This window comes from Rahnella sp. Larv3_ips (assembly GCF_003697865.1).
In the GTDB taxonomy this organism is placed as follows: Bacteria; Pseudomonadota; Gammaproteobacteria; order Enterobacterales; family Enterobacteriaceae; genus Rahnella; species Rahnella rivi.
In genome coordinates this window covers 976,207-992,549 of record NZ_MJIB01000021.1, presented here as the reverse complement: position 1 = coordinate 992,549, position 16,343 = coordinate 976,207, and the positions used below count along the sequence as shown (strand labels likewise).

The following is a 16,343-nucleotide window of genomic DNA, read 5'->3' as shown; positions in this document are numbered from 1 at the left end:
ATTCGTGTGGGCAAAATAGCGGTAATTGCTATACGCTGCAATGCAGTTTTGTACCAACGCACATTTATGCGGCATGTCACACAAAATAATGTCGGCCACCCGCAAACTGACCTTGCTGATATTCATCTAAGCTATCAGGGCAATCAAAATTATATAATAAGGAAATCATTGCATGTTTCATCCTCGCGCCAGAATCATGCTGGCTTTTGCCCTGCCCGCAATCGTTATTGGTGTCATGTCCAGCCTGATCCTGGTTTTGGTCATGATGATGTCAGGCGCGCTGCAAAACCTGCTGTGGCAGTACATTCCTGACGTTCTGCACGTCAATACCCAGTCAGCCACCTGGACACTGTTCATGCTGACGCTGACCGGGATTGGTGTCGGGGCGTTGATCAAGTATATGCCAGGCCACGCCGGGCCGGATCCGGCGACGGAATCGCTGATTGGCGCCCCGGTGGCGGTCAATGCGCTGCCGGGACTGGCACTGGCGCTGATGGTCGGGCTGGCCGGTGGCGTCAGCCTCGGGCCGGAACATCCGATCACGGTGATCAATATCGCGCTGGTCGTCGCGCTGGGTTCGCGTCTGTTGCCGAAAGTGCCGACCACCGACTGGGTCATTCTGGCCGCCGCTGGCACTATCGGCGCGCTGTTCGGCACGCCGGTGGCGGCGGCGCTGATTTTTTCGCAAACCCTCGGTACCAATAAAGATGTGCCTTTGTGGGATCGCCTGTTTGCACCTTTGCTCGCCGCCGGTGCGGGCGCGCTGACGACCGATCAGTTCTTCCAGCCTGATTTTTCACTCAGCATTCCGTCGTATGACAGCTCCCGTCTGATCGATATTTTTAGCGGTTCAGTGGTGGTGCTGATTGCCATTGCGCTGGGGATGATTGCCGTGTGGCTGTTCCCGCATCTGCACCGGATGTTTTACAGCATTCATGATCCGATTATCCGGCTTGGGGTTGGCGGGTTTGTTCTGGGATTGCTGGCGCTTATCGGCGGGGAAATCACGCTGTTCAAAGGGCTGGATGAAATGAAAGAGCTTGCCCACTCGAACCAGCTTTTTGAGATGGGGCCGCTGCTGGCGATCACCCTGACCAAACTCGCGGCGCTCGTGGTGGCGGCTGCCTGCGGTTTTCGCGGCGGGCGGATCTTCCCGGCGGTGTTCGTCGGCGTTTCGCTGGGGCTGATGCTGCACCAGTATGCGCCTGACGTACCGGCGGCGGTGACCGTGTCCTGCGCCGTGATGGGAATGGTTCTGGTGGTCACGCGCGACGGCTGGCTCAGTTTGTTTATGGCCGCCGCCGTGGTGCCGGGGCTGAAATTGCTGCCGCTGTTGTGCATTGTGATGCTGCCAGCCTGGCTGATGCTGGCAGGAAAACCGCTGATGCAGGTGGCTAAACAGCGGCTGGGGCGTCAGGATCCGGAAAAAGATTAATCCTGCGTTAAGGCAAACTCCGCCGCCGCCAGCGCATGAATGGCGGTGGTGTCGAAGACCGCGACGCGCGCGTCTTCCGCGCCCACCAGCAGGGTGATTTCCGTGCAGCCCAAAATAATGCCTTCAACGCCCTGCTGTTCTAATTTGCCAATAATCCGGCGATATTCCTCGCGGGAATCATCATTAATGATGCCCAGACACAGCTCGTCATAAATGATGCGATGAACGATCGCGCGGTCAGCGTCATCCGGCGTCACCACGTCAATCTGATGTTTTTCCTGCAAACGCCCGCGATAGAAATCCTGCTCCATGGTGAAACGTGTGCCGAGCAGCCCGATTTTACGCAGCCCCTGCCCTTTAATTTTTTCTGCGGTGGCGTCCGCGATATGCAGAAGCGGCAAACCGCCGATGCGTTCGATATCACCGGCCACTTTGTGCATGGTATTGGTACAGACCACAATCACTTCCGCCCCTGCGCGCGCCAGAGAACGGGCGGCATTGCCGAGGATTTCACCCGCCTGCTGCCAGTCGCCGGCCATTTGCAGTTTTTCGATCTCATAGAAATCGACGCTGTAAAGGAACAGTTTGGCCGAATGTAATCCGCCGAGCTGCTGTTTTACGTGTTCGTTGATCATGCGGTAGTACGGCACCGTGGATTCCCAGCTCATGCCACCAATCAGCCCTAACGTCTTCATTTTCGCCCCTGAGGTTACGTGTTGAGCAAAACCATAACTGAAAAAAGCCCGCAGACAAAGAAAATGTCTGCGGGCTTTTTCGGGCATTCAGCGATGTGAAATCAGTGTTTAGCCGCGCAACGCTCGGCCGCCAGACGGCGGTTCATCCAGCGCTGACGCAGGGTGTCGTAGATCCAGTTGTAGGCGACGGTATACGGCAGGAAGAACAGGAAGAACCCGACTTCCAGCATGAAGGCATCCAGCAGTCCGATACCCAGCCACAATGCGGCAATCGGCAGACCAATCATGATAAATCCGCCTTCAAAGCCCAGCGCATGCGCTACGCGGATTTTAAATGTCCGCACCACACGGGATACAGGCCAGAACCGGTCAAAAATGCTGTTATAAACGATGTTCCATACCATCGCCGTGGTAGACAGCATAATAGCCAGTGCGCCCATTTCCCAGACCGGTTTGTTGAGCAGCCACGCCGCGGCAGGGGCTGAAATCAGCACCGCCAGCGTTTCAAAGCCAACCGCATGAAAAATGCGCTCGCCGAACGTTTTCTGAGAGATATTCCGTGTTTGCTTAGACATAAAAACCTGCCTGATTCCTGAAATTAAAAAGGGGTGACGGTTGTCACCAGGCAGGCATTATCATTATAAAATGAGATAGGTAAAAGATAGAAAGTATTGATAAAATCGATAGATCGTCGTTCAAAGAGACTCACGGAGCCTGATTATGCGTTATTCACCCGAAGCCCTCATGGCCTTTGTGGAGGCTGCCGACGCGGGATCTTTTTCCGCTGCCGCCCGTAAACTGCGTAAAAGCCAGTCCACCGTCAGCACCGCGATTGCCAATCTGGAAGTGGATTTGGGCGTCACGCTGTTTGATCGCCAGAGCCGACATCCGGTGCTGACGCCTGCCGGGCAGCGCGTGCTGAGCCATGTTCAGGCCATTCTGGCTGCCAGTGAGCGTCTCGATGAACTGGCCGTCCGGTTATCCACTCAGGTGGAAACGCGCCTGACGTTTGTGCTTTCCGATACTTATCAGCCAACACACCACGAAGCGCTGCTGCGCCGGTTTGAGCGCCGCTATCCTGATATCGAATTTGAGTGTCAGATAGCGGAAGATCAGGACGTGATCGATCTGTTGCAATCGGGCCGCGCGCATATCGGCATGGTGGAAGTGCAGGATCACTATCCGCCGGATATTGGTGTGGCGCGTCTTCCGGAGCAAACGGATATGTCGATTTTTTGCAGTAAAGCACATCCGCTGGCGAGTATTTCCTCTCTGCAACCCGAACAGTTACACACCTTCCGCCAGCTGTGTCTGCAACCTTACAGCCGCCGGGAAATGCCACGGGCGCAGGGCCAGATCTGGTCTGCGCCGAGCTACCTGATGCTGCTGGAAATGGCAGAGCAAGGGTTTGGCTGGGCCACACTTCCCCACTGGCTGGTGAAGCAGTTCGGGCATGACAAGCTGGTCAGCCTGCCGCTGCGGGGCTGGCCGAAGAGAATTTCGGTGGATGCGGTGTGGAGTAAAAATAATCAGCCCGGCCCGGCGGGAAGCTGGTTCATCGACCAGCTGATTGACCCGCCGCCGCCGGACGCTGAATTACTCCCCTGAATTGCGTTTCGCCAGAGATCGGGTGACGGAATCCAGTAACGCGGGAATATCCATTTTAGGCAAAATCACTTCAATCCAGGCCATCCGCCGTTTGGCGCCGGCCTGTTCTATCGCCTCTTTCAACGCCTGCGGCGAATCCGCCCGCGCGCTGAACACTTCTTTGCCGCCAAACGCCGCCGGGAACTGCGTCCAGTTCCATTGCGCAATATCGTTATAGCGCTGAGTCTCACCGTGGATCGCCCTTTCCACGGTGTAGCCCTGATTATTAATGACGAAAATCACCGGCGGCAAACCATAGCGGATCGCCGCGCCCAGGCCCTGAAGGGTCAGCTGCGCAGATCCGTCGCCGATCAGCAAGACCACGCGGCGATCAGGTGCGGCGATCTGCACGCCAAATGCGGCGGGCAGCGTAAAGCCGATTGAGCCCCACAAAGGCTGGACCACGAACTGGCAATCCTGCGGCAAGTTCAGCGCCGCCGCACCAAAACAGGCGGTGCCCTGTTCTGCCACCAGCACGTCGCCAGGTTGCAGAAAGGCCTGAATTTGTTGCCAGAAGGCATATTGTTCCAGGCTGTCATCCGCAGGCTGCGGAAGTGTGGTGCGTTTAACCGCGTAAGGCGGCCATTGATCGGCCCGTTCCGCCGTAAGGCGATGCAACACGCTGACGGTTTTTTCCAGCGGAAGCTGATGGAATATCTGATTGCCGACGCGGGCGGAAAATGGCTGGAGATCGATACATTTTTCGGCAGGAAGTTGCTGGGTAAAACCGGCGGTGATGGTGTCGGTAAACTTCACACCGATGCTAATCACCACGTCAGCGCCCTCAATGGCCTCTTTGGTCGAGGCGGCGCTGGCGGCACCGGAATACGTCCCGGCAAAATTCGGCTGCTGCTCGTTGAACAATCCTTTGCCCATCAGCAGCGTTGAGTGCGCCAGCGGCACTTCCTCCATCCATTGCTCCAGCGCCGCCTTCACGCCAAAGCGATCCGCCAGAAAATCGGCCAGCAGGGAAACGCGTCCGGCGCTGCGCAGTTTGGCATCCGCCGCCGCCACAAAGGCTTCGAGAGACGAGGCGGAAAACGCCGATTGCCGCGCAGGAATCGCATGGGCGCGGGTACTGACGGGCAAGGCGGCCACGTCACTCGGCAGTAACAGGTAGCCGGGGCGCAAGGAATAGATGACGTCTTCAATGACGCGGTCAATTTCGGCCAGCGCATTTTCCGGCGTCAGTGACGCCTGCGCCACACTCACCGGCTGCGACATGCGCATGAAATGGCTGAAATCGCCATCGCCCAGGGTGTGATGGAGTAATTCGCCTTTGCGCTGTGCTGAGAGGGGCGGAGCGCCGACGATATGGATAACCGGCACATATTCGGCATAACTGCCCGCAATACCGTTCAGCGCACTGAGTTCACCGACGCCAAAGGTGGTCAGCAACGCGGCGATCCCTTTGGTGCGCGCGTACCCATCGGCACCATAGGCGGCATTGAGTTCGTTGGTACAACCGATCCAGGTAATTTGCTGATGGCTGATGACGCTGTCGAGGAATTTCAGGTTGTAATCGCCCGGCACGCCAAACAGCTCCGAGATCCCGCTAAATGATAAGCGGTCTAAGAGATAGTCCCCTACGGTATAGATATTATCCATGACGATCCTCTGTTAAATAGAAAATAAACAGTTAATCCCACTAGCGTAAGTATTACGCCAAACCGGGGAATAGGATATTTTTTATTCGAAAAAAGACGTGGCAACGCAGAGTTACAGTGCTGCACTGCGATCTCGCACGGGCAGCCCCTGAACAGTAAAAGTAATAGCGGGAGGGAATAGCCCTGTTTTTCAACGGTAACGCGCCGTAAGGATTGTTCTGGTTGTGATCGTGGTAGCTGGAATTGTTAGTGAAAGCGCATACACTAAAAGGGTTTTTATCTGATTCCTTACACGACACCTACCTCAAACAATAAAGGTTCCTATGCCGTATCTTGCTAGTTCAAACCGTTACGAAAAGATGGAATATCGTCGCTGCGGCCAAAGCGGCCTGAAACTGCCTGCCGTTTCTCTCGGCCTGTGGCATAACTTCGGCGATAACGCGCATTTTGAGAATGGCCGCAATCTTATCCGCCATGCTTTTGACCACGGGATCACCCACTTCGACCTCGCCAATAACTATGGGCCACCTCCTGGCTCGGCAGAACAGCATTTTGGCCGTATTTTGCAGGAAGATTTGCTGCCTTATCGCGACGAACTGATTATCTCCTCCAAAGCCGGTTACACCATGTGGGACGGCCCGTACGGAGACTGGGGTTCAAAAAAATATCTGGTTGCCAGCCTGAACCAGAGCCTGAAACGCATGGGGCTGGACTACGTCGATGTCTTCTATCATCACCGCCCGGATCCTGATACGCCGCTGGAAGAAACCATGGCCGCGCTGGATTTGATCGTGCGCCAGGGTAAGGCGTTGTATGTCGGGTTATCGAACTATCCGGCTGACCGCGCCAAAGCGGCATTCGACATTCTCAAACAGCTGGGAACGCCGTGCCTGATCCATCAGCCGAAATATTCCATGTTCGAGCGCTGGGTTGAAGCCGATTTGCTCGATACGCTGGCAGATAACGGCGTCGGCTCCATCGCCTTCTCACCGCTCGCCGGTGGCGTGCTGACTGACCGCTATCTGGCAGGTATTCCTGAGGATTCCCGCGCCGCCAGCGGCAGTAAATTCCTCACCACCGATCAGCTGACCGAAGAAAAGCTGGCGAAAGTCCGTAAGCTGAATGACATCGCGCAGGCCCGTGGACAAAAACTGTCGCAGATGGCGCTGGCGTGGGTGTTGCGCGGCGACCGCGTGACGTCAGTGCTGATTGGCGCCAGTAAAACCAGCCAGATTGACGATGCGGTGGGTATGGTGGCAAACCGTCACTTCACTCAGGAAGAGCTGGCTGCCATCGAAGCGATTTTAGTGTAAGCGTTTACCCTGACGGTGAAAAAACATCCCTTTATGGAGGCTGAGTAAGGATTCCGTTAAGGGTGGGTAAATCAATCAAAACAGGATTGCCCCCATAGAATAGCGGGTGCCTTCACCTTATAACTGTCAGCATAAATTATAAGGAATCTGGGGGCATCATGATTAAGCCTTTACTGTTCGGTACATTATTGTTCGCATTGCTTCCTGCCGCAGCGCCCGCTGTGCAGGCCAGCAGCTTTAGCCTGAGCACGCCTGGGCTTTCAATCAATATCGGTGACCGCGACCGTCGTGGTTATTACTGGGATGGGTATGACTGGCGTGATGCGGGCTGGTGGAACAATCACCGCGGGCGTTACTACGGTGAACGCAGCCATCGCGGCTATTACTGGGATGGCGGCCGCTGGCGCGATCGCGGCTGGTGGGATAACCGCTCTCATCATCGTCCGCCTCCGCCGCGCTATTACGGGCGTCCGCATTATGATCATCCTGGCCGCGGGCCGGATCGGGGTCATGGTCACGACAGAGGTCGCGGCCCGGACCGCGGACACGGTGACCACCGGGGTCATGGCGATCATCGCCATTAATCCGCGAAGATCACAGATAAAAAAAACGGGACAGTTTGCGCTGTCCCGTTTTTTTTGCGGCGATGCAGTGATTATTTCAGCATGCCGAACAGCAGATAGAGATTCAGGCTGACAACAATCAGGACGATCACCCGCCCTGCCCACTGCACGGTTTTGGTGTTGGTCATCTCACCCATCAGATGGCGGTTACCGGTAAACGCCAGCAGCGGCAACAGCGCCAGCGCAATCCCGAAACTCAGCAAGACCTGGCTCATCACCAGAATGCGTGTCGCATCCAGCCCCATCAGGATCACAATAAAGGAAGGCATCATGGTGACCACGCGACGCACCCAGATCGGAATGTAGAACTTCACGAAGCCCTGCATCACCACCTGCCCCGCCAGGGTACCCACTACCGTTGAAGACAAACCGGCAGCCACCAGGCTCAGGCCAAAAGTGGTGGCAGCGGCATGGCCGAGTAACGGTTGCAGTGTCAGATAAGCCTGATCCAGCTCGCTGATACCGCTGTGACCGCTGAAGTGGAACGCTGCTGCGGCGGTCGCCATCATCGCCAGATTCACAAAACCGGCGATGGTCATGGCGATCCCGACATCCAGCTTAGTGGCAGAGTAACGCTGTTCTTTCGATGCCTTACCGGCCCGCTGGGTCAGTGAGGAGTGTAAATAGATGACGTGCGGCATGATGGTTGCGCCAAGCACACCGGCAGCCAGATAAACAGAATCACTGGTGGGCAGAGAAGGGATCAGCATCCCTTTGCCGAGCGCCAGCATGCTGGGCTGCGAGAAGAAGAGTTCGACGATATACGCCGCAGCCACAAACAGCAGCAAACCGGCAATCACCAGCTCAAGCGGTTTTTGTCCACGCTTTTGCAGACCGAGGATAATAAAGGTGGCAATACCGGTAAGCACCGCGCCCTGCAACAGCGACACGCCGAGCAGTAATTTGAAACCGATCGCCGCGCCGATGAATTCCGCCAGATCGGTCGCCATGGCGATAATTTCAGCCTGCACCCAGTACGCCCAGACAGCCGGGCGGGGAAAACGATCGCGGATATGTTCAGCCAGGTTTTTGCCAGTGGCGATACCCAGCTTGGCAGAAAGAAGCTGGATCAACATCGCCATGACGTTAGCCCAGACCACGACCCACAGCAGCTGGTAACCGTAAGAAGCCCCGGCCTGGATGTTTGTCGCAAAGTTACCCGGATCGATGTAACCGATGGCGGCAATAAAGGCCGGTCCCATCAGCGAAAATTTCATCTTTCTGGATGCGCGGCCTGAAGATTCGGTCCGGCTGTTAAACATAATGGATTAACCCCTACAATTATTACGCTTACACAAATATCGTCTAAATGATAATGATTATCAAGTGCATTTAGAAAAATTTGAGCGATGATTCTGATAGGCAGTAAGCGACGACGTGATAACTGTGTGGTTATTCGCCCGCCCGGCTTTCTCAATCCAGGCGCGCGCGCTTTCCTAAAACAGAGGCTGTTTGACCAGATTTAGAACGCATTACGGCACATGATAAAGCTAGCACAAGAAAGCAAATTGTGCCTATTTTTCTTAACATCTTGATTTTTTGTGTGGTGGAATGGGATTTGTTGCAATTCATGTCTGCAATTTCTATATTTGCAAGCGACTTCACGTTTTAAATGTACGCGTTACATAGAATGTCCGTCGAAATATAGCCTGCCTCTAATTTGGAGCACCCATGTCTAACATTTTGCACTTTGTATTAGCGTTGGCCGTTGTCGCAGTACTCGCTTTACTGGTGAGCCGTGATCGTAAAAGCATCCGTTTACGTTTCATCGTTCAGCTGTTAGTGATCGAAGTCCTTTTAGCCTATTTCTTCCTGAATTCATCTATTGGTTTAGGTTTTGTGAAAGGCTTCTCAGATATGTTTGAGAAATTATTAGGATTCGCTGCGGAAGGAACCGGCTTCGTATTTGGGGGCATGAGCGATAAGGGATTAGCGTTCTTCTTCTTGAAAGTCTTGTGTCCGATCGTGTTTATTTCCGCACTGATCGGTATTTTGCAACACATCCGCGTACTGCCTTTCGTCATCCGTATCATCGGTACGGTACTGTCGAAAATTAATGGCATGGGAAAACTGGAATCTTTCAACGCCATCAGTTCCCTGATTTTGGGTCAGTCAGAAAACTTTATCGCGTATAAAGATATTCTGGGCAAAATGTCTGAAAAACGTATGTACACCATGGCCGCTACGGCAATGTCGACTGTTTCTATGTCGATTGTGGGTGCGTATATGACCATGCTGGAACCGCGTTTCGTCGTGGCTGCGCTGGTGCTCAACATGTTCAGTACCTTTATCGTACTGTCTCTTATCAACCCTTACAGAGTTGATTCGGAAGAAGACCTGCAGATCGGTAACACGCACCAGGGTCAGAGCTTCTTTGAAATGCTGGGTGAATATATCCTCGCCGGCTTCAAAGTGGCGATCATCGTTGCAGCCATGTTGATTGGTTTCATCGCACTGATTTCCTGCCTGAATGCGCTGTTCGACGTGGTATTCGGTATCACCTTCCAGGGCGTGCTGGGTTATGTCTTCTATCCGTTTGCATGGATGATGGGCGTGCCAAGCCACGAAGCCTTGCAGGTGGGCAGCATGATGGCAACCAAACTGGTTTCCAACGAGTTCGTGGCGATGCTGGATCTGCAGAAAGTGGCGGCTGAATTGTCACCACGCAGCGTCGGTATCCTGTCCGTGTTCCTGGTGTCCTTCGCTAACTTCTCCTCGATTGGTATCGTGGCAGGGGCTATCAAGGGCCTGAACGAACATCAGGGCAACGTGGTTTCACGCTTCGGCCTGAAATTGCTGTACGGCTCAACGCTGGTCAGCGTGTTGTCTGCTTCTATCGCGGGTCTGGTACTGGCGTAAGTAAGCAAACGACTGAACGACAAAGAAACCCGCTCCGGCGGGTTTTTTTATGGCGGCAATTTGGTGCTGCAAAACAGGAAGGAAAAATGACAACGCGCAGAAAGCAAAAAACCCGCCGAAGCGGGTTTCTTTAATATTTGGTGGAGATAAGCGGGATCGAACCGCTGACCTCTTGCATGCCATGCAAGCGCTCTCCCAGCTGAGCTATACCCCCACACGAGGTCGTACACATTTACTTTTTGTTTCCTCTGGAGGGAAACAGCCAACTTACTCTGGAAAGGAAGTTGGTGGAGATAAGCGGGATCGAACCGCTGACCTCTTGCATGCCATGCAAGCGCTCTCCCAGCTGAGCTATACCCCCAATTCAAACCAGTAAAAACCGGTGAACGGGGCGCATCATATGAAACCGTGTCTACCCTGTCAACGGCTAAATCGGTTTCTGCAATCAAGCGCTGAAAAAGCCGCCAAATACCCCATTTTGCAGGGAAATCCGCCCTGCCCTTAAACAAATTTTTAGCAGGATGCGTTGTTTTACGATCGCCCCTCCAGCCCGCATTTTCACTAGCTTTATGATCGGCCAACACATTTTATTAACAAGCAGGTTTGAATGATTAATGAAATGTTAGCAGACTATTAAAATCGTCTTGTTTTGAGATAACTCTCAGAATAGACTGCTCGCGCAATAATCATAATCCATTACGACGAGCAATCTCATGTCCTTGTATTCACCTAAAGAAATCGCATCCATCGCTGTCTCGGCAGGCGTGACGAAAAGTCATTCCTCCGTGTTGAATTTGTTAATTTTGGGTTTCCTGGCGGGCGCATTCATCGCCACCGGCTTCCTGCTGGATCTGCATGTAATAGGGACGTTACCTGCATCCTGGGGCTCTTTCAGTAACTTACTGGGTGCCGCTGTATTCCCGGTAGGCATCATTCTGACTGTGTTAGCAGGGGGAGAACTGCTGACCGGTAACATGATGACCTTACCTATTGCCTGGTTCGCGCGTCAGATCAGTCTGTTTGCCGTATTGCGTAACTGGTTCTGGGTCACGCTGGCCAACCTGTTAGGTAGCCTGGCGGTCGCGTACTTCTTCGGCCACGTGTTAGGGCTGACGGAAGGCGCATTCCTCAGCAAAACCGTCGCCACTGCCACCGCAAAAGTGAATGCTGACTTTATGCATGCCTTCATTTCAGGGATCGGCTGCAACTGGCTGGTGTGTCTGGCGATCTGGCTGGCATTCGCCAGTAAAGACGTCGGCGGCAAAGTGATCGGCATGTGGTTCCCGGTCATGGCATTCGTGGCAATCGGGTTCCAGCACGTGGTGGCGAACATGTTCATCGTGCCTGCGGCAATCTTTGCCGGTGCACTGAGCTGGTCCCAGTACTTCCCGAACTTCGTTGCCGTCTTCCTCGGTAACGCCGTGGGCGGTGCAGGCTTTGTCGGTCTGATGTACTTCCTGGCTTATCGCCCGACGGTAGCGACACCGGCGACCGAACAACGTTAATTCAGGCGTTTTTCACGCGTCGGATTTATAAATAGAAAAAAGCCAGCCGGTTTCCCGCGCTGGCTTTTTTTATGACGAGCGGCTGCGATTACTGAGCTTGTGTTTCGCGCTCAGCAATAAAGGCTAACGCCATGTCGATACGCGCAAGCACACGGCTCTGGCCGATAGCGTGGACGGTCACGTCAACACCCGGTGACTGGCCTGCGCCGGTCACGGCGACACGCAGCGGCATACCGACTTTACCCATTCCGACTTCCAGCTCATCTGCCGTGCCCTGAATGGCATGGTGAATGTTTTCAGCCGTCCAGTCAGTGATGGCAGCCAGTTTCGCACGCACCACTTCCAGCGGCTGACGTGCCACCGGACGCAGGTGTTTCTTCGCTGCATCGGCATCAAACTCTGCAAAATCTTCGTAGAAGTAACGGCAAGATTCCGCCATCTCTTTCAGCGTCTTGCAGCGCTCACCCAGCAGGGTCACGATCTCAAACAGCTGCGGTCCGTTACGGGTTTCGATGCCAGCCTGCTCTACGTGCCACAGCAGATGGGTCGCCACGTACTGCGGGTCCATCGCGTTGATGTAATGATGGTTTAGCCATTGCAGTTTTTCAGTGTTAAACGCGCTGGCAGATTTGCTGACGTTTTCCAGTGAGAACAGCGCTTTCATTTCGTCGCGGCTGAAGATTTCCTGATCACCATGGGACCAGCCCAGACGCACCAGATAGTTCAGCAGCGCTTCAGGCAGATAACCATCGTCGCGATACTGCATCACACCGACCGCACCGTGGCGTTTGGACAGTTTTTTACCGTCGTCACCCAGAATCATAGAAACGTGGGCATAAACCGGTACAGGCGCGCCCAGCGCTTTCAGGATGTTGATCTGACGCGGGGTGTTATTGATATGGTCTTCGCCACGGATAACGTGGGTGATTTCCATATCCCAGTCATCGACCACGACGCAGAAGTTATAAGTAGGAGAACCATCGGTACGGCGAATGATCAGATCATCGAGCTCATCATTGCTGAATTCGATCGGGCCACGGATCTGGTCATCAAAGATGACGGAACCTTCCTGAGGGTTACGAAAACGCACCACACACGGCTCATCAGCAGCGTGATGTTCATGGCTGTCACGGCAGCGGCCGTCATAACGTGGCTTTTCGTTATTTGCCATCTGGTGTTCACGCAGCGCTTCCAGACGCTCTTTAGAGCAATAGCATTTATACGCAGTACCGTTTTCCAGCATTTCGTCGATCACGCCGTTATAGCGGTCAAAACGTTTGGTCTGGAAATACGGGCCTTCATCCCAGTCCAGATTCAGCCAGTTCATGCCATCCATAATCGCGTCGATAGCTTCCTGAGTGGAACGCTCGAGATCGGTGTCTTCGATGCGCAGCACAAACTCACCGCCAAGGTTGCGGGCAAAGAGCCAGGAATACAGTGCGGTACGGGCGCCGCCGACGTGCAGATAGCCGGTCGGGCTTGGGGCAAAACGGGTTTTGATTTTCATCCGGGTGCAACCTTAATCACGCAACGCCAAGAAACGCTGCTCTTAATTAACAAAAAGTGGCTGACATTCTACCACTCTGCCCTGATTCCTCAACGCTGATACAGGGTAAGGTCGCCGGTTTAAGACCATGAATGCGTAAAGAATCGACTACGCGGGCGAGAAAGACGTCATGTTGTCTAAAAATAAGCCGAACGATCATTTTTGTTTTTAAAAAGCGTTGACGTAATTTCAAGTATCCCTATAATGCGACTCCATCACGACGGGGGCGATTAGCTCAGTTGGTAGAGCATCTCCTTTACACGGAGGGGGTCGGCGGTTCGAACCCGTCATCGCCCACCACTCTTAGAGTGGACGCGTTGTGATAGTAAGCAGGAATGAGAAATGGGCGATTAGCTCAGTTGGTAGAGCATCTCCTTTACACGGAGGGGGTCGGCGGTTCGAACCCGTCATCGCCCACCATTTCTCAGCAGTTTCTGACTTACGTTGTGGAGTACCCAGAAGTGGGCGATTAGCTCAGTTGGTAGAGCATCTCCTTTACACGGAGGGGGTCGGCGGTTCGAACCCGTCATCGCCCACCACTTCTGCGGGCCGTTAGCTCAGTTGGTAGAGCAGTTGACTTTTAATCAATTGGTCGCTGGTTCGAATCCAGCACGGCCCACCAATTCAGAGAAAAGCGCCTTTTAGGCGCTTTTTTCGTTTCTGAACTCCGGCACTTAAACCGTGATGGAGGCGAACCAGCCGCTGGTTCGAGCCGAGCGCAGCGAGACGACAACGCGACAGCGTTGCCCGCAGGGTGAGGCCGGAGGCCGAATCAATCCAGCACGGCCCACCAATTCAGAGAAAAGCGCCTTTTAGGCGCTTTTTTCGTTTCTGTACTCCGGAACTTAAACCGTGATGGAGGCGAACCAGCTGCTGGTTCTATTTTCCCCCTTCCCTACTCCAGCTTAAACATCGGCACGACTTTGTTGTGCAGCGCCGGGTTATCGCTCTCATCCTTCAGATTGACCCCCGACAATTTTCGCTGGAATGATTGTTCGAGCAGCCACGCCAGCTTAAAAGCCGCCTGCGGATAGTTCAGCCCCTCCGGACGCACGTTCGAAATACAATTTCTTTCTGATTCCAGCCTTTTGGTGTGCGGCCCCCATGTCATGTAAATCCCCAGACTGTCCGGCGAGGATAAGCCGGGGCGTTCGCCTATCAGAATCGCCACCGCCTTCGCATTCATCGCCTGGGCAATATCATCGCCCAGCGCCACGCGCGACTGATGCGCCAGCACCACCGGTCCTAATGTCAGTTCCAGCGTGTTTAAATAAGGCAGCAATGCACAAATAAGCGGAACGGCCTGACGGTGCACCGCCTTCGAAGACAAACCGTCTGCCACAATCAGAACAACATCTGACGGCTTCACAGTGAGGCTTTGCAGCGACTGACGGCTTTCTTCAGAAAGTTTGCGCCCCAGATCGGGGCGGCACAGATAGGTGGCTCTGTCCGGTGCGGCGCTGGCGACGGTGAGCGTTTTCAGCCCGAGTTGCTGAAGTTCGGTTTCCAGCGATTCACTGTCGAAGGGTTGATGCACAGCGTCACGCGCCTGGGCGTGAGCTAAACCGAAACGCAGCAGTTCTTGTGTGGGTAAGCTTGAACCGGTGCGCCCCAGTGCAATACGTGCGGCGGTAAACTGACGCAGCGTTTCCCACGGATTGTTGTGCACCAGCTGGATTTCCCCCGGTGCTTTCTCATTATTTGTCACAGGCTTCCCTCAGCTTAACTGCGGCAACTGACGCAGCAACGGATGCGACGCGCGGGCATCCTGCAAAATGCCCTGCGGATCGATGATGTTCATTTTCTCCAGCCAGACTGCAAACTCCGGCGCATGTTTCAGCCCCAGCAGTTCGCGGATATAGAGTGCATCGTGGAAAGAGGTGCTCTGATAATTGAGCATAATGTCGTCCGCGCCCGGTACGCCAATCAGGAATGTCAGCCCGGCGGTGCCCAGCAGCGTCAGCAGCGTGTCCATATCATCCTGATCGGCTTCGGCGTGGTTGGTGTAACACACATCGCAGCCCAGCGGCACACCCAGCAGTTTTCCGCAAAAATGGTCCTCCAGCCCGGCACGAATGATTTGCTTGCCGTCATACAGATACTCCGGCCCGATAAAGCCGACCACCGTATTGATCAGCAGCGGTGAAAAACGCCGGGCGATGGCATAAGCCCGTGCCTCACAGGTTTGCTGATCCATGCCGAAATGCGCATTGGCAGACAAACAGCTGCCCTGCCCGGTTTCGAAATACATCACGTTGTCGCCAAGCGTGCCGCGTTTCAGGCTGAGTGCCGCCTGCTGCGCTTCTTCCAGCAAAGCGAGATCGATACCAAAGCCACTGTTAGCCGCTTGCGTACCCGCAATCGACTGAAACACCAGATCGACCGGCGCACCACGTTCCACCAGCTTGATGGTGTTGGTGACGTGTGTCAGCACGCAGGATTGCGTGGGAATCTCAAAGCGCGTGATGATGTCGTCGAGCATGTAATTGAGATTTTCCAGCAGCGGTAAACTGTCGCTGGCCGGATTGATGCCGATCACCGCATCGCCGGACCCGTACAGCAGGCCGTCGAGCATACTGGCGGCAATACCCTGTAAATTATCGGTCGGATGGTTCGGTTGCAGGCGCACGCTCATGTGTCCCGGCAGCCCGATGGTATTGCGAAACTGGGTGATCACGCGGCATTTTTTAGCGACCAGAATCAGATCCTGATTACGCATCAGTTTACTGACCGCCGCCGCCATTTCCGGGGTGATCCCCCAGGCGACCGCCGCCAGCACCGCGCTGTCGGTTTTTTCACTCAGCAGCCAGTCACGAAAATCGCCAACGGTGAGGTGTGAAATCGCGGCAAACGCCGCGACATCATGAGTATCAACAATCAGCCGCGTGACTTCGTCCTGTTCATAGGGCACCAGCAGTTGTTGCAGGAAGGTTTTCAGCGGCACCTCCGCCAGTGCCATCTTCGCCGCCATGCGCTCTTCCGCGCTGGCCGCCGCCACTTCGGCAAGATAATCCCCCGATCGTGCGGGGGATGCTTTTGCCATCAGCTCGCGTAAATCTTTAAACCGGTAGCTGCGGTGGCTCAATGTGGTCTGAAACATAACGCTCCTTAGA

The 16,343-nt window shown here is 54.4% G+C and carries 13 protein-coding genes, 6 tRNA genes and 1 other RNA gene; 11 read left to right on the top strand and 9 right to left on the bottom strand.

What is annotated here, in order from left to right; genetic code table 11:
* Positions 1-172 precede the first annotated feature (172 nt).
* Positions 173-1,435 (top strand): ion channel protein, encoded by a 1,263-nt coding sequence (locus ED901_RS24135; RefSeq protein ID WP_056774160.1) that lies wholly within the window; start codon positions 173-175, stop codon positions 1,433-1,435.
* On the opposite strand, the gene ED901_RS24130 is transcribed toward ED901_RS24135, so the two are convergent.
* Together ED901_RS24130 and ED901_RS24125 are read right to left on the bottom strand one after the other, a co-directional pair.
* A complete protein-coding gene (locus ED901_RS24130) occupies positions 1,432-2,130 on the bottom strand; it encodes an aspartate/glutamate racemase family protein (RefSeq protein ID WP_122097473.1) in 699 nt (232 codons plus the stop codon). The two genes, ED901_RS24135 and ED901_RS24130, sit on opposite strands and share 4 nt — an antisense overlap.
* A 101-nt stretch (positions 2,131-2,231) precedes the next feature.
* A complete protein-coding gene (locus ED901_RS24125; protein ID WP_056774153.1) occupies positions 2,232-2,705 on the bottom strand; it encodes a multidrug/biocide efflux PACE transporter in 474 nt (157 codons plus the stop codon).
* A gap of 145 nt (positions 2,706-2,850) precedes the next feature.
* On the opposite strand from ED901_RS24125, the gene ED901_RS24120 reads away from it, so the two are divergent.
* Entirely contained in the window at positions 2,851-3,738 is an 888-nt protein-coding gene (locus ED901_RS24120; protein WP_122097472.1) for a LysR family transcriptional regulator, read from the top strand.
* On the opposite strand, the gene ED901_RS24115 is transcribed toward ED901_RS24120, so the two are convergent.
* Entirely contained in the window at positions 3,727-5,385 is a 1,659-nt protein-coding gene (locus ED901_RS24115; RefSeq protein WP_122097471.1) for an alpha-keto acid decarboxylase family protein, read from the bottom strand. The genes ED901_RS24120 and ED901_RS24115 overlap by 12 nt on opposite strands.
* A 322-nt stretch (positions 5,386-5,707) precedes the next feature.
* On the opposite strand from ED901_RS24115, the gene mgrA reads away from it, so the two are divergent.
* Both mgrA and ED901_RS24105 read left to right on the top strand, forming a co-directional pair.
* Positions 5,708-6,697, top strand: coding sequence for an L-glyceraldehyde 3-phosphate reductase (mgrA, locus tag ED901_RS24110; protein WP_056774144.1), 990 nt, complete (start codon positions 5,708-5,710; stop codon positions 6,695-6,697).
* Between the two features lie 158 nt (positions 6,698-6,855).
* The gene (locus ED901_RS24105; protein ID WP_072158081.1) at positions 6,856-7,281 is read left to right on the top strand and encodes a DUF2502 domain-containing protein; all 426 of its coding nucleotides are present in this window, start codon (positions 6,856-6,858) and stop codon (positions 7,279-7,281) included.
* 71 nt (positions 7,282-7,352) lie between these two features.
* On the opposite strand, the gene ED901_RS24100 is transcribed toward ED901_RS24105, so the two are convergent.
* Positions 7,353-8,582, bottom strand: a complete 1,230-nt coding sequence (locus ED901_RS24100) for an Nramp family divalent metal transporter (protein ID WP_056774135.1) — start codon at positions 8,580-8,582, stop codon at positions 7,353-7,355.
* A 409-nt stretch (positions 8,583-8,991) separates the two neighbouring features.
* Between ED901_RS24100 and ED901_RS24095 the strand changes: the two genes are divergently transcribed.
* Positions 8,992-10,179 carry a NupC/NupG family nucleoside CNT transporter gene (locus ED901_RS24095; RefSeq protein ID WP_056774132.1) on the top strand — a complete coding sequence of 396 codons (1,188 nt, stop codon included), beginning with the start codon at positions 8,992-8,994 and terminating at the stop codon, positions 10,177-10,179.
* Positions 10,180-10,317: 138 nt separating this feature from the next.
* Here ED901_RS24095 and ED901_RS24090 read toward each other — a convergent pair.
* Together ED901_RS24090 and ED901_RS24085 are read right to left on the bottom strand one after the other, a co-directional pair.
* Positions 10,318-10,393: transfer RNA gene (locus ED901_RS24090), tRNA-Ala, on the bottom strand.
* A 71-nt stretch (positions 10,394-10,464) separates the two neighbouring features.
* Positions 10,465-10,540: transfer RNA gene (locus ED901_RS24085), tRNA-Ala, on the bottom strand.
* Between the two features lie 352 nt (positions 10,541-10,892).
* Here ED901_RS24085 and ED901_RS24075 point away from each other — a divergent pair.
* Entirely contained in the window at positions 10,893-11,684 is a 792-nt protein-coding gene (locus ED901_RS24075) for a formate/nitrite transporter family protein (protein WP_056774127.1), read from the top strand.
* A gap of 88 nt (positions 11,685-11,772) precedes the next feature.
* Here the strand turns inward: ED901_RS24075 and gltX are convergent, their stop codons facing one another.
* On the bottom strand, positions 11,773-13,191 hold the full coding sequence (gene gltX, locus ED901_RS24070; RefSeq protein WP_056774124.1) for a glutamate--tRNA ligase: 1,419 nt from the start codon (positions 13,189-13,191) through the stop codon (positions 11,773-11,775).
* Between the two features lie 263 nt (positions 13,192-13,454).
* Here gltX and ED901_RS24065 point away from each other — a divergent pair.
* From ED901_RS24065 to ED901_RS24045, 5 genes are all read left to right on the top strand, one after another.
* A tRNA-Val gene (locus ED901_RS24065) sits at positions 13,455-13,530 on the top strand.
* 44 nt (positions 13,531-13,574) lie between these two features.
* Positions 13,575-13,650, top strand: a tRNA-Val gene (locus ED901_RS24060).
* 43 nt (positions 13,651-13,693) lie between these two features.
* Positions 13,694-13,769 (top strand) — tRNA-Val (locus tag ED901_RS24055).
* 7 nt (positions 13,770-13,776) lie between these two features.
* Positions 13,777-13,852: transfer RNA gene (locus ED901_RS24050), tRNA-Lys, on the top strand.
* A gap of 45 nt (positions 13,853-13,897) precedes the next feature.
* Positions 13,898-14,023, top strand: a non-coding RNA gene (locus ED901_RS24045) — RtT sRNA.
* Positions 14,024-14,125: 102 nt separating this feature from the next.
* Here ED901_RS24045 and eutC read toward each other — a convergent pair.
* Positions 14,126-14,938 carry an ethanolamine ammonia-lyase subunit EutC gene (gene eutC / locus ED901_RS24040; protein ID WP_371414339.1) on the bottom strand — a complete coding sequence of 271 codons (813 nt, stop codon included), beginning with the start codon at positions 14,936-14,938 and terminating at the stop codon, positions 14,126-14,128.
* Between the two features lie 9 nt (positions 14,939-14,947).
* Entirely contained in the window at positions 14,948-16,330 is a 1,383-nt protein-coding gene (locus tag ED901_RS24035; protein WP_056774120.1) for an ethanolamine ammonia-lyase subunit EutB, read from the bottom strand.
* Positions 16,331-16,343: the final 13 nt, after the last annotated feature.

Bases quoted from the DNA above. Each gene is read 5' to 3' on its own strand.
- ED901_RS24135 (WP_056774160.1), top strand. From the start codon at position 173: ATGTTTCATCCTCGCGCCAGAATCATGCTGGCTTTTGCCCTGCCCGCA.
- ED901_RS24130 (WP_122097473.1), bottom strand. From the start codon at position 2,130: ATGAAGACGTTAGGGCTGATTGGTGGCATGAGCTGGGAATCCACGGTG.
- ED901_RS24125 (WP_056774153.1), bottom strand. From the start codon at position 2,705: ATGTCTAAGCAAACACGGAATATCTCTCAGAAAACGTTCGGCGAGCGC.
- ED901_RS24120 (WP_122097472.1), top strand. From the start codon at position 2,851: ATGCGTTATTCACCCGAAGCCCTCATGGCCTTTGTGGAGGCTGCCGAC.
- ED901_RS24115 (WP_122097471.1), bottom strand. From the start codon at position 5,385: ATGGATAATATCTATACCGTAGGGGACTATCTCTTAGACCGCTTATCA.
- mgrA (WP_056774144.1), top strand. From the start codon at position 5,708: ATGCCGTATCTTGCTAGTTCAAACCGTTACGAAAAGATGGAATATCGT.
- ED901_RS24105 (WP_072158081.1), top strand. From the start codon at position 6,856: ATGATTAAGCCTTTACTGTTCGGTACATTATTGTTCGCATTGCTTCCT.
- ED901_RS24100 (WP_056774135.1), bottom strand. From the start codon at position 8,582: ATGTTTAACAGCCGGACCGAATCTTCAGGCCGCGCATCCAGAAAGATG.
- ED901_RS24095 (WP_056774132.1), top strand. From the start codon at position 8,992: ATGTCTAACATTTTGCACTTTGTATTAGCGTTGGCCGTTGTCGCAGTA.
- ED901_RS24075 (WP_056774127.1), top strand. From the start codon at position 10,893: ATGTCCTTGTATTCACCTAAAGAAATCGCATCCATCGCTGTCTCGGCA.
- gltX (WP_056774124.1), bottom strand. From the start codon at position 13,191: ATGAAAATCAAAACCCGTTTTGCCCCAAGCCCGACCGGCTATCTGCAC.
- ED901_RS24035 (WP_056774120.1), bottom strand. From the start codon at position 16,330: ATGTTTCAGACCACATTGAGCCACCGCAGCTACCGGTTTAAAGATTTA.